We start from the raw sequence: 10,611 nt of genomic DNA, 5'->3' as shown, positions 1-10,611 counted from the left end.
AGCGAGGCGCTGTGGAAGGAGGTGCCGGCGTACACCCACTTCGCGGTGATCACCTACAACATGCCGCCGAACGTCGCGAAGCCGGTGCCGAACGCCGGCAGCGGCATCTTCCTGCACCATCGACGCCGCCCGGGAACTGGCCGAGTCCGAAGGCTGGGAGGGGGTCACCACCCGGCGGCTGGCCGACCGGCTGGGCTGCTCCCAGGTGACGATCTACCAGCACTTCAGCGGCCGGGAGGCGATCGTGGCAGCGGTCGCCGTCGACGGCTTCGCCGAACTGGCCCGGAGTCTGACCGAGGCCCGAACCCCGGCTGAGCCGCCGGCCGGGTCCGAGCCGCCGCCGGCCCCGTCCTGCCCGCCGGCCGGGCCCGAGCCGTCCGCTGAGCCGCCGCCGGCGGTGGAGCGGGACGGGCCGGTGGTGGCCTGGTCGCGGGTGGTGCAGCGGTACCTCGACTTCGCCTACGCCCACCCGCAGGTCTACGACGCGATGTTCCTGCTCACCGCGGAGCTGCCGTTCGGCGTGCCGGAGGGGCCACCCGCGCTGCACGCGGTCTTCGCCGAACTCCGCTCGGCGCTCACCCCGCTGGCCGCCGGGCGGGACCCGGAGGCGCTGGCCGAGGTCGGCTGGAGCGTCCTGCACGGCATGGTGATGCTCACCCGGGGTGGCCGGCTCCGGCCGGACCGGCAGGACCAGCGGGAGACCCTGATCATGGCCGGGTTGTTCGGCACGCCACCGCCGGCCCGACCAGAAACCGGTGTGCCGTCTCCGCCGTCGGTTCCGTACCCTCGTCAGCCGGAACCGACGACGGGGGAGGACGCATGACGGGCCACGACAGCGGCGGTGGGGGCGGTGAGCGGACGGTCGGGCAGGTGCTGGTCTTCGACGCCGACGACACCCTCTGGGAGAACAACGTCCTCTTCGAGCGGGTGATCGACGACTTCCTCGACTGGCTGGACCACCCGACGCTGGACCGGGTCGAGATCCGGCACATCCTCGACGACATCGAACGGGCAAACGTCGTCACCCACGGCTACGGCAGCCGGGTGTTCCTGAACAGTCTGCGGGAGTGCATGGAGCGGTTGCGTGCCCGGCCGGCCAGCGACCGGGAACGGCAGGAGATCGAGGGCCTGGCGTGGGCGCTCGAACAGCGGCAGGTCGAGCTGATCCCGGGGGTCGCCGACACGCTTACCGACCTGGCCGGCCGGCACGACCTGCTGCTGCTCACCAAGGGCGACGACACCGAGCAGCGCCGCAAGATCGAGGCGTCCGGCCTGGCGCACCACTTCCGCGCCACCCACGTGGTCGCCGAGAAGGACGCGGCGACCTACCGGTGGCTGACCCGGGAGCACGGCTTCGACCCGGTGCGGGCCTGGATGATCGGCAACTCCCCGAGGTCCGACATCCTGCCCGCGCGGGCCGCCGGGCTGAACGCGGTGTTCATCCCCAACACCTACACCTGGGTGTTGGAGCACGACGTGCTGGACCCGGCCGACGCCGGAGTGCTGCACCTGGGCGCCTTCACCGACCTGACCCGGCACTTCTGAGCGGTCACCGGCACGCCGGTCAGGGCTGGCCGACCTCACCCCGGACGATCGCCACCGCGACGCGGCAGAACTCGTCCATGTCCGGGGTGAAGCCGGCCGCGATGTCGGGGTGCAGGCCGGAGCGGGTCTCGTCGAGCAGCCGTTGGCACACCTGCTCGACCGGCTCGCCGGCGTAGCTGGCGCGGACGCGACCGGTCGCCGCCTGCAGGGCCGAGGTCAGCTGATCCTCCAGCGGGCCGCGCAGCTTGCGCTGCACGGGGTCGAGCCCGCTCGGATCGAGCGTGACATGTGGCTCCGACATCGGCGCTCCCTTCGTCGGCGTCCGCGGTACCCCACCGCGACCGTCGGTCAAACCACCGTGGATACGGCGGCGATGCTCACACCGCCGTGGGTACGGCGGCGATGCCTCACACCGCCGTGGGTACGGCGGCTACCCGGACCTGGTACGAGAAGTCCTCGGCCGGCTCCTCGGTGTACGACAGCCGGCGGATCTGCCGGTCGTCGTCGTAGAGGGCGACGTCGACCAGGACCCCGAGATGGGTCAGGCCGATGCTGGACACCCGCTTCTTGTCCTGGAGCACCGCGCAGACCCCGCCCAGCAGTCCGCTGGCGTCGGAGGTGCGGTGCCCGGGTGGACAGCGCAGGGTCAGGTCCACCTCGACCGGCCCGGGCAGCGACGTCCAGCCGGTACGCTGGGCCGCCACCAGGGCCGCCTGGAGGAGGGTCCGGACCCTCGTCGCCTGGCGGTGGCCGGCGGCGAAGATGGACAGGGCTTCGGTCTTGACCGGGGGCAGGCCGCTCACCTCGAATGTCAGGGCGAGAGCGCGGGTGTCCTGCACGACGGCACCTCCTCGTGGAACGATCCTGCCCAACCGGTGAGGCGGTAGGAGGGGGATCCCGGGATTACCAGCCGATCGGGCGGAGCTGGGGACGGCCGGAGGCGGATCGACGTCGACGGCGATGCGCCCGCTGCGGCGCTTGGCAAGAGACGCTAGTGCACCCGGCGGTGACTCGGAACCTCCGCGTGGTCACTGATTGGAATCAGGTCCGAAGGCACAGAACTCGTTGCCCTCCGGGTCGGCCAGGATCCACCATCCGATCTCGGTGTCCGGCTCGCGCAGCAGCGTCGCGCCGGCCCGGATCAGGGCGGCGGGCGTGGGCTCCAGCAGATCGACGTCCCAGTGCATCCGGTTCTTGACGGTCTTGCGCTCCGGCACCGGGTCGAAGACCAGGAAGTCCCACGGGAAGCCGGCCCCGCCGACCACCGAGGCGGGGCCCTTCTCGCTGGCCTCGATCCGACCGCCGAGCACCCCGGCCCACCAGGCGGCCTGTCCGGCCGCGTCGGCCGCGTCCACGACCAGCTCGAACGGGCCGGGCGGCTGACCCTCGCGGGCGGCGAAGGCACAGAACAGGTTGCCGTCCGGGTCGGCCAGCACCCACCAGTCGATCTCCGAGTCCGGCTCGCGTACCAGCCGGGCACCGGCGGCCAGCAGGACGTCCGGGCCGGCCCCGGCCAGCCGCAGGTCGAGGTGGACCCGGGTCTTGCCGGTACGCGGCTCCGGCACCGCGTTGACCCAGATGGACTCCGCGCCCGCGCCGGCCGTACCCGGGTCGACCCGGACGTCCCCGTCACCGAGGTCCGCCAGTTCGCCGTCGAGCACCCGGGCCCAGAAGGCACCCAGCGCGTACGGGTCGGTGGCGTCCAGGCAGAGGTCCTTGAAACGGGCGATCATCGCACCATCATGCCGGCCGGACCGGCGCCGCGCTGGCCCGGCATCGTCGCCGGCCCAGCACAGCCGTGCCGCCGGGGTTGCCGTACGGCCGGCTGCTCCTATGGGTCTTGGTCGCGGGCCTCGGTCACGAAGACACCGAGGCCCATCCGCCCGATGAGTTCGTCGTGTTCGATCATCGAGTCGAGTGCGCGGCGGACGGTCATGTGACTCGTCTCGTACTCCTCGGCCAGAAGTCGAGTGGAGGGAAGCTTGCTGCCGGGCGGGTAGATGCCAGCCTTGATCTTTGCGCGGAGATCGTCCCTGATCTGGCGCCACAGCGGCTGGGCGTACGGCATGCCGCCAGCGAAACACCCGGTTCAAAGGAGTCGTAAAGCATCCCCCGTATGTCTTTACAGGCTTTATAGGTGCGGTAAGGTTCTTGCGTTGCGATCAGCTAACCGGGGAGGGCACGTGGCCAGGCGGTGGAAGTGGGTCTCACAGGTGGCGAAGGCGGTGTCGGGCCTGGTGCCTGGCCGGGGAGACGAGTGCCAAGGGCTGGTGGCACGCCTACGGCGGGGCGGTCCCCGACTGGTTCGACCTGTACGCGGCCCTGGAGGCCACCGCCGGCCGGCTGCGCGAGTACCAGCCGGCGTTGGTTCCCGCGCTGCTGCAGACCCGGGAGTACGCGGCGGTCGCCTGCCAGCATCGTCCGGACGGTGAGCGGGATCGGCTGGTCGAGGCGCGGCTGGGTCGGCAGGGGCTGCTGCGGCGGCGGTTGCCCGCGCCGCCCCGCTTCGAGGCGGTGCTCGCCGAGGAGGTGCTGTTGCGTCCCGTCGGTGGCCCGGCGGCGATGGCCGGCCAGCTTCGGCATCTGCTGGCCGTGAGCCGGCAGCCGACCGTGTCGATCCGGGTGCTGCCGCTGGCCGCCGGCCCGCACGCCGGTACCGTCGCGGGCGGGTTCGTGCTGCTGGGCTTCCCGCCCGGCAACCGGGTGGAACCGGCACCACCCGTCATCTACCGCGAGGCCCTCACCGGCGCGCTCTACCTCGACCGGCCGGGCGAGGTGGCGGCGTACGAACGGATCTGGGCCAGCCTCGACGCCCTGGCGCTGGACGAGGCCCAGTCCGCCCGACTCATCACGACGATCCTGGAAGACGTCCACCACGGCGCAGGTGAGGGCGAGCCGGAGCCGACCGGCACGAGGATCCCATCCCACGCCCTACCGAGCCGCGTCGACTCGACAGCGCCAAACCCCTGAGCCTGGCCGACCTCCGTTACGACCAACCTTCCTGAAGCACCCAGCGCAGGGACTTGACGGTGCTGACCCGACTGGCCATGCCGACGAACTTGAAGTCGACCGTGGCGATGTCTGGCACACTGAGCCGCTCGGCCAACGCGATGACCGTCGCGTCGACGTAGCCGAGGGGTGCCGTGACGAGCTGGCGAACCAGCTCGGCTGCTCGACGTCGGTCGTCCTCGGTGGGCACGATCACTGTGTAGTCCGGACCGCTGCGGGTGACAGCCTCCAGGAACTGCAACTCCAGCGCCGGTCCGCCACGGACATGATTACGCAGAAAGTTGCAGGTCTCGCCGAGCACCGGCTCCGGGATGAGGAGCTGTCCTGGCCACTCGGCGAGCAGCCGGGTGGCGGCGGCGTGATGGCGGTCGCCCCGGTCGAAGGTGGCGATCAGCGGCCCCGAGTCGCAGAGCAGCTGCCTCATGCGCTACGTCGGATCGAATCGATCGCTTCGACGATCGCGCGGTCGCGCTGTGCCTCGGCCATGATGTCTCGGTAGCGTCCCGAGAGATCATGTTCACCGGTGTTGACCAGCCCGACCCACGGGAACCGCTGTCGGACCGGTTCGTAGTCGATCGAAAACACGTTGTCCACGTTCTTACGGTAGACCACCTCGCGCTGCGGCAGGGTGCGGCACGACCGTCGTGGCCAGCATCTCCACCAACCGCAGGCGGGTTCCGTTGATCTGCTGCCCGTGACTCGGGGGACGCAGGTGCCCCGCCACAGTGCAGGTCCGAATGGGCGGTGGCAGGCACTCCCACGTCAGCCCTGTAGGTGGCGGACGGTCGCATCGCCGTCCGCCACCGGGGCGGTCAGCGGCGGCCGCGTTTGATCTCGTGGAAGGCCGGGATCCGCAGCAGGGGCAGCATCGAGTCCCAGATCGTCAGGGCGTCTGCGGTCTCCGGAACCTCGGTGAGGATCGGACCGTGGATGCCCCGCTCCACACCCGCGACCATCAGCACCGGCGCGCCGATGTCCGGGCCGGCCGAGGCGTACGCCAGGTCGTGCGACTCCCGGACCGCCCGGTCCCACCGCTCGTCGTCGAGGGCCGCCGCCGCGTCCTGGACCCCGGCCGCCTCCACCGCCGCCGTCACGGTCTTGTCCGACAGCGGCTCCTCGGCGTCGTGGGTGCGGGTGCCGAGCTCGGTGTAGAAGCGGCCGATGTCGTTGTTGCGGTCGGCCGCCCGCAGCGCCTCGACCAGCCGCAGGGCCCGGCTGGAGGCGGCCATCATCTCGGCGAAGGCCGGCGGAACCTGACCATCGTTGAGGATGGCGAGGCTGAAGGCACGCCACTGGATGGTCAGGTCCCGGGCGTCGGCGACCCGGACCAGCCAGCGGGAGGCCCGCCAGGTCCAGGGGCAGGCCGGGTCGAAGAAGAAGGTCGCGTCCATCCCCTGAGCCTACGGTGACCCCGGCCGGTCCACAGCGGCGATAACCTTAGGGTAAATGTCAGTATTTTTCGGACCGGACCAGATATCAGGTTTCGCTGCTTCGCAGGTCGGGCAGTGTTAGCGCCACGAAACGCCCGGGGCCGGGCCGGATCGGATCGGTACGGCCGCCGTCCGTCTCGCCGTGCGCCGGGGCACGGACCCCCTCCCCGGCTCTCGCCGTAGCACATGAGGGGAGGGGCGGATGACGACACACGCTGACCAGGCGCGACATCGGCGTCGGCCACGGGTACGGGTGGTTGCCGCGACGGCGGCGTTGGCACTGCTGGGACCGCTGGCCGCGTGCGGCTCGGACGACACCGGTGGAGTTCCCACGATCAACCTGTACTACGGGCCCGAACAGAACCTGCAACAGGTCGTCGACAACTGCAACGCCGAAGCGCAGGGACGGTACCGGATCGTCTACCGGACGTTGCCACGCGAGGCCGACGACCAGCGGGTGCAGATGGTCCGCCGGCTCGCCGCCGAGGACACCGGCATGGACGTGCTCGGGCTCGACGTGACCTGGACCCAGGAGTTCGCCAGCGCGAACTGGATCCGGGAGTGGACCGGGTCGGACCGTACCGAGGTGGAGCAGGGCACCCTCGCCGGGCCGCTGGCGACCGCCAGCTACGAGGACCGACTGTACGGCGCGCCGAAGAACACCAACGTGCAGCTGCTGTGGTACCGCAAGGACCTGGTGCAGCAGCCGCCGACCACCTTCGACGAGATGATCAAGATGGCCCAGGAGCTCAAGAGCCAGGGCCAGCCGTACCAGGTGCTCACCATGGGCGCCCAGTACGAGGGGCTGGTCGTGCTCTACAACACCCTGGCCGAGAGCGCCGGTGGCCGCATCCTCAGCGAGGACGGCACCGAGGCGGTGATGGACGCCGGTGCCGTCCGGGCCCTGGAGACCCTGCAGCGCTTCGCCACCTCCGGGGTGACCTCCCCGTCGTTCAGCAACGCCACCGAGGACCCGGTCCGGTTGGAGTTCCAGTCCGGAAACGGTGCGTTCCAGCTCAACTGGCCGTTCGTGTATCCGGCGTTGCAGGAGGCGAACCCGCAGTTGGCCGAGCAGGTCGGCTGGGCCCGCTTCCCCGGTGTCGACCCGGGCACCCCCAGCAAGGTCACCGTCGGCGGGTACAACCTCGCCGTCAGCGCGTACTCGCGGTACCCGCAGGAGTCGTTCGAGGCCGCCAAGTGCCTGCGCAACGAGGAGAACCAGAAGTTCTCCGCGATCAACGACGGCGTGCCGCCGACCATCGAGGCGATCTACGACGACCCGGAGATGGACGAGGCGTACCCGATGAAGGAGACCATCCTGGAGGAGCTGCAGGAGCCGGCGACCCGGCCGCTGACCCCGGCCTACCAGAACATCTCCACGGTCATGTCGGCCTACCTGTCGCCGCCGTCGGGGATCCGGCCCGAGCAGACCGCCAAGGAACTGCGTGAGGCCATCGCCGACGCCCTGGTGTCGAGAGGGGTGCTGCCATGAGCGTGCCCGCCACGCCGGCCGGCGCGCAGGCCGCCGCCACCGCCGAGAGCGACACCACCGGGGGTACGCCCACCGGGCGGCACCCCTTCGCCCCACCGCCGCGCAAACGCCGACGCGACCGGGCCCCGCTGAGCGAGAACAAGCGGGCCGAACGCCGGCTCGGTTGGTTGCTCTGCGCCCCGGCCGCGCTGGTCATGGTGCTGGTGACCGCCTACCCGATCCTGTACTCGGTGTGGCTGTCGCTGCAGCGTTTCGACCTGCGCTTCCCCGACGAGCGGGAGTTCATCGGGCTGGAGAACTACGTCACCGTGCTGACCAACGAGTTCTGGTGGACGGCGTTCGGGGTGACCATGCTGATCACCGTGGTCACCGTCGCCGTCGAGCTGGTGCTCGGCATGGGGCTGGCGTTGATCATGCACCGGACGCTGGTCGGCCGGGGCATCGTCCGGACCGCGGCGCTGATCCCGTACGGGATCGTCACGGTGGTGGCGGCCTTCTCCTGGCGGTACGCCTGGACGCCGGGCACCGGATACCTGGCCAACCTCTTCGACGGCAGCGCGCCGCTCACCGAGCGGGGCAGCGCGCTGGCGATCATCATGCTGGCAGAGATCTGGAAGACCACCCCGTTCATGGCGCTGCTGCTGATGGCGGGTCTGGCCCTGGTGCCCGAGGACCTGCTCAAGGCGGCCTCCACCGACGGGGCCACCGCCTGGCAGCGGTTCACCAAGGTGATGCTGCCGGTGATGAAGCCGGCGATCCTGGTCGCCCTGCTGTTCCGCACCCTGGACGCGTTCCGGGTCTTCGACAACATCTTCGTGCTGACCGCCGGCAGCAACGACACCTCGTCGGTGTCGATGCTGGCCTACAACAACCTGATCCGGGGCCTGAACCTCGGCATCGGGTCGACGATGTCGGTGCTGATCTTCATCACCGTGGCGATCATCGCGTTCGTCTTCGTGAAGCTGTTCGGTACCGCTGCCCCCGGCAGCGACGACGGGGAGAGGCGCTGACATGGCCGACACCACCACGCGGGCCAAGCTGCGCTGGGGTCTGATGGACGCCATCGTCGTGGTCTTCGCCCTGGTCCCGGTGCTCTGGATCGCCTCGCTGTCGTTCAAGACACCGGCGACGCTCACCGACGGCAACTTCATCCCCCGGGAATGGACGCTGGAGAACTACCGGTCGATCTTCGCCACCGACCAGTTCGTCCGGGCCCTGATCAACTCGATTGGCATCGCCCTGATCGCCACCGCGATCGCGGTGGTGCTCGGCGCGATGGCCGCGTACGCGATCAGCCGGCTGGACTTCCCCGGCAAGAAACTGCTCGTCGGCGTCTCCCTGCTGATCGCGATGTTCCCGCAGGTGTCGCTGGTGTCGCCGCTGTTCGAGATCGAGCGGCAGCTCGGCCTCTTCGACACCTGGCCGGGGCTGATCCTGCCGTACATCACCTTCGCCCTGCCGCTGGCGATCTACACGCTGTCGGCGTTCTTCAAGCAGATCCCGTGGGACCTGGAGAAGGCGGCGAAGATGGACGGCGCCACCCAGGCGCAGGCGTTCCGGCGGGTCATCGCCCCGCTGGCCGCGCCGGGGCTGTTCACCACGGCGATCCTGGTCTTCATCTTCTGCTGGAACGACTTCCTCTTCGCCATCACGCTTACCTCCACCGAGCGGGCCCGCACGGTGCCGGTGGCGCTGTCGTTCTTCACCGGCGAGTCGCAGTTCGAGGACCCCACCGGGGCGATCTGCGCGGCCGCCGTGGTGATCACCGTTCCGATCATCCTGTTCGTGCTCTTCTTCCAGCGCCGCATCGTCTCCGGCCTGACCTCCGGCGCTGTCAAGGGATAGGTGGTACTCATGGCTGACATCGTGCTGGACAAGGTGAGCAAGAAGTTCCCGGACGGGACCACGGCGGTGTCCGACGTGGACCTCGAGATCGCCGACGGTGAGTTCGTCATCCTGGTCGGCCCCTCCGGCTGCGGCAAGTCCACCACCCTGAACATGATCGCCGGGTTGGAGGACATCAGCTCCGGTGAGCTGCGCATCGCCGGGCAACGGGTAAACGACAAGGCCCCCCGGGATCGGGACATCGCCATGGTGTTCCAGTCGTACGCGCTGTACCCGAACATGACCGTGCGGGAGAACATGGCCTTCCCGCTGCGGCTGGCCAAGCTCGACAAGCAGGAGATCGACGCCAAGGTCGAGGAGGCGGCGAAGGTCCTGGAGCTGACCGCGCTGCTGGACCGCAAACCGGCCAACCTCTCCGGCGGCCAGCGGCAGCGGGTGGCGATGGGCCGGGCGATCGTCCGCAAACCCAAGGCGTTCCTGATGGACGAGCCGCTGTCCAACCTGGACGCCAAGCTGCGGGTGCAGATGCGTACCGTGGTGTCCCGGCTGCAGAAGCAGCTCGGCACCACCACCGTCTACGTCACCCACGACCAGACCGAGGCGATGACCCTCGGCGACCGCGTGGTGATCATGCGCGGCGGCGCGATCCAGCAGGTCGGCCCCCCGCAGGAGTTGTACGACAACCCGCGCAACCTCTTCGTCGCCGGGTTCATCGGCTCACCGTCGATGAACTTCCTGCACGCCGCGGTCGACGACGGCACGCTACGGACCGCCCTGGGTGACGTGCCGATCGGCGACCGGATCCGCCGCGAGCTGGAGGGCGCCGACGCGCCGCGCGAGCTGATCCTCGGCATCCGCCCGGAGCACTTCGAGGACGCCGGCCTGATCGACGACGAGACCCGCCGCCGGGGGGTGGAGTTCACCGCGCCTGTCGACATCGTCGAATCCATGGGCTCGGACAAGTACGTCTACTTCACCGTCGAGGGGGAGAAGGCCACCGCCGCCGAACTGGAGGAGCTGGCCGCCGACGCCGGTGCCGCCGACTTCGCCGGTGGCGGCTCGAACCTGGTCACCCGGCTGTCGGCGGAGTCGACGGTGGCCGAGGGGCAGGACCACCGGGTCTGGTTCAACCTGGAGAAGATCCACCTGTTCAACCCGGCCGACGGGCGCAACCTCACCCTGCACGAGGGCCGAGCCGCCGGCGCCCTGTAAGGAAGGGCCCCTTGTTAACGCTTTCGGTAGAGAAGGGTCCCCTTCTCACACCCACGAACCGCTGACGGGTGGGGCGGG

At 70.0% G+C, this 10,611-nt stretch carries 14 protein-coding genes and 1 pseudogene; 8 read left to right on the top strand and 7 right to left on the bottom strand.

Going from position 1 to position 10,611, the window contains the following annotated elements; all coding sequences use genetic code 11:
- Positions 1-118 precede the first annotated feature (118 nt).
- The 3 genes and pseudogenes from GA0070617_RS32200 to GA0070617_RS19265 all read left to right on the top strand — a co-directional run.
- A pseudogene (locus GA0070617_RS32200) lies at positions 119-196 on the top strand (TetR family transcriptional regulator); the annotation flags it as partial.
- A gap of 48 nt (positions 197-244) precedes the next feature.
- Positions 245-823 (top strand): TetR-like C-terminal domain-containing protein, encoded by a 579-nt coding sequence (locus GA0070617_RS19270; RefSeq protein WP_229688190.1) that lies wholly within the window; start codon positions 245-247, stop codon positions 821-823.
- Positions 820-1,545, top strand: coding sequence for an HAD family hydrolase (locus GA0070617_RS19265; RefSeq protein ID WP_091440266.1), 726 nt, complete (start codon positions 820-822; stop codon positions 1,543-1,545). Before GA0070617_RS19270 ends, GA0070617_RS19265 begins: the two co-directional genes overlap by 4 nt.
- A 19-nt stretch (positions 1,546-1,564) precedes the next feature.
- On the opposite strand, the gene GA0070617_RS19260 is transcribed toward GA0070617_RS19265, so the two are convergent.
- The 4 genes from GA0070617_RS19260 to GA0070617_RS19245 form a co-directional block, all read right to left on the bottom strand.
- A complete protein-coding gene (locus GA0070617_RS19260) occupies positions 1,565-1,846 on the bottom strand; it encodes a hypothetical protein (protein ID WP_091440263.1) in 282 nt (93 codons plus the stop codon).
- Between the two features lie 106 nt (positions 1,847-1,952).
- Positions 1,953-2,384: a RusA family crossover junction endodeoxyribonuclease gene (locus GA0070617_RS19255; RefSeq protein ID WP_091440258.1), complete on the bottom strand. Its 432-nt coding sequence runs from the start codon at positions 2,382-2,384 to the stop codon at positions 1,953-1,955.
- A gap of 189 nt (positions 2,385-2,573) precedes the next feature.
- Positions 2,574-3,278 carry a VOC family protein gene (locus GA0070617_RS19250; RefSeq protein ID WP_091440254.1) on the bottom strand — a complete coding sequence of 235 codons (705 nt, stop codon included), beginning with the start codon at positions 3,276-3,278 and terminating at the stop codon, positions 2,574-2,576.
- Between the two features lie 98 nt (positions 3,279-3,376).
- Positions 3,377-3,613 carry a GntR family transcriptional regulator gene (locus GA0070617_RS19245; RefSeq protein ID WP_091440251.1) on the bottom strand — a complete coding sequence of 79 codons (237 nt, stop codon included), beginning with the start codon at positions 3,611-3,613 and terminating at the stop codon, positions 3,377-3,379.
- An 83-nt stretch (positions 3,614-3,696) separates the two neighbouring features.
- Between GA0070617_RS19245 and GA0070617_RS19240 the strand changes: the two genes are divergently transcribed.
- Positions 3,697-4,515, top strand: a complete 819-nt coding sequence (locus GA0070617_RS19240) for a DUF5753 domain-containing protein (RefSeq protein ID WP_139135718.1) — start codon at positions 3,697-3,699, stop codon at positions 4,513-4,515.
- A 16-nt stretch (positions 4,516-4,531) separates the two neighbouring features.
- Here GA0070617_RS19240 and GA0070617_RS19235 read toward each other — a convergent pair whose 3' ends face one another.
- The 3 genes from GA0070617_RS19235 to GA0070617_RS19225 all read right to left on the bottom strand — a co-directional run bounded on the left by GA0070617_RS19235 (position 4,532) and on the right by GA0070617_RS19225 (position 5,945).
- Positions 4,532-4,978: a type II toxin-antitoxin system VapC family toxin gene (locus tag GA0070617_RS19235; RefSeq protein ID WP_091440245.1), complete on the bottom strand. Its 447-nt coding sequence runs from the start codon at positions 4,976-4,978 to the stop codon at positions 4,532-4,534.
- Positions 4,975-5,148 carry a hypothetical protein gene (locus tag GA0070617_RS30695; protein WP_175440588.1) on the bottom strand — a complete coding sequence of 58 codons (174 nt, stop codon included), beginning with the start codon at positions 5,146-5,148 and terminating at the stop codon, positions 4,975-4,977. Before GA0070617_RS30695 ends, GA0070617_RS19235 begins: the two co-directional genes overlap by 4 nt.
- A gap of 218 nt (positions 5,149-5,366) precedes the next feature.
- Positions 5,367-5,945 (bottom strand): DsbA family protein, encoded by a 579-nt coding sequence (locus tag GA0070617_RS19225; protein ID WP_091440236.1) that lies wholly within the window; start codon positions 5,943-5,945, stop codon positions 5,367-5,369.
- Positions 5,946-6,186: 241 nt separating this feature from the next.
- Between GA0070617_RS19225 and GA0070617_RS19220 the strand changes: the two genes are divergently transcribed.
- From GA0070617_RS19220 to GA0070617_RS19205, 4 genes are read left to right on the top strand one after another with little or no spacing between them, the layout of a single operon-like run.
- Positions 6,187-7,476 carry an ABC transporter substrate-binding protein gene (locus tag GA0070617_RS19220; RefSeq protein ID WP_091440232.1) on the top strand — a complete coding sequence of 430 codons (1,290 nt, stop codon included), beginning with the start codon at positions 6,187-6,189 and terminating at the stop codon, positions 7,474-7,476.
- On the top strand, positions 7,473-8,486 hold the full coding sequence (locus tag GA0070617_RS19215; RefSeq protein ID WP_091440229.1) for a carbohydrate ABC transporter permease: 1,014 nt from the start codon (positions 7,473-7,475) through the stop codon (positions 8,484-8,486). Before GA0070617_RS19220 ends, GA0070617_RS19215 begins: the two co-directional genes overlap by 4 nt.
- 1 nt (position 8,487) lies before the next feature.
- The gene (locus GA0070617_RS19210) at positions 8,488-9,321 is read left to right on the top strand and encodes a carbohydrate ABC transporter permease (RefSeq protein WP_091440227.1); all 834 of its coding nucleotides are present in this window, start codon (positions 8,488-8,490) and stop codon (positions 9,319-9,321) included.
- A gap of 9 nt (positions 9,322-9,330) precedes the next feature.
- Positions 9,331-10,533 (top strand): ABC transporter ATP-binding protein, encoded by a 1,203-nt coding sequence (locus GA0070617_RS19205; RefSeq protein WP_091446672.1) that lies wholly within the window; start codon positions 9,331-9,333, stop codon positions 10,531-10,533.
- Positions 10,534-10,611: the final 78 nt, after the last annotated feature.

It is taken from the genome of Micromonospora yangpuensis, from assembly GCF_900091615.1.
Taxonomy (GTDB): Bacteria; Actinomycetota; Actinomycetes; order Mycobacteriales; family Micromonosporaceae; genus Micromonospora; species Micromonospora yangpuensis.
The sequence above is the reverse complement of the archived record's forward strand: the minus strand, read 5'-3'. Positions and strand labels throughout refer to the sequence as shown.

Bases quoted from the DNA above. Each gene is read 5' to 3' on its own strand.
- GA0070617_RS19265 (WP_091440266.1), top strand. From the start codon at position 820: ATGACGGGCCACGACAGCGGCGGTGGGGGCGGTGAGCGGACGGTCGGG.
- GA0070617_RS19260 (WP_091440263.1), bottom strand. From the start codon at position 1,846: ATGTCGGAGCCACATGTCACGCTCGATCCGAGCGGGCTCGACCCCGTG.
- GA0070617_RS19250 (WP_091440254.1), bottom strand. From the start codon at position 3,278: ATGATCGCCCGTTTCAAGGACCTCTGCCTGGACGCCACCGACCCGTAC.
- GA0070617_RS19245 (WP_091440251.1), bottom strand. From the start codon at position 3,613: ATGCCGTACGCCCAGCCGCTGTGGCGCCAGATCAGGGACGATCTCCGC.
- GA0070617_RS19235 (WP_091440245.1), bottom strand. From the start codon at position 4,978: ATGAGGCAGCTGCTCTGCGACTCGGGGCCGCTGATCGCCACCTTCGAC.
- GA0070617_RS19225 (WP_091440236.1), bottom strand. From the start codon at position 5,945: ATGGACGCGACCTTCTTCTTCGACCCGGCCTGCCCCTGGACCTGGCGG.
- GA0070617_RS19220 (WP_091440232.1), top strand. From the start codon at position 6,187: ATGACGACACACGCTGACCAGGCGCGACATCGGCGTCGGCCACGGGTA.
- GA0070617_RS19215 (WP_091440229.1), top strand. From the start codon at position 7,473: ATGAGCGTGCCCGCCACGCCGGCCGGCGCGCAGGCCGCCGCCACCGCC.
- GA0070617_RS19210 (WP_091440227.1), top strand. From the start codon at position 8,488: ATGGCCGACACCACCACGCGGGCCAAGCTGCGCTGGGGTCTGATGGAC.
- GA0070617_RS19205 (WP_091446672.1), top strand. From the start codon at position 9,331: ATGGCTGACATCGTGCTGGACAAGGTGAGCAAGAAGTTCCCGGACGGG.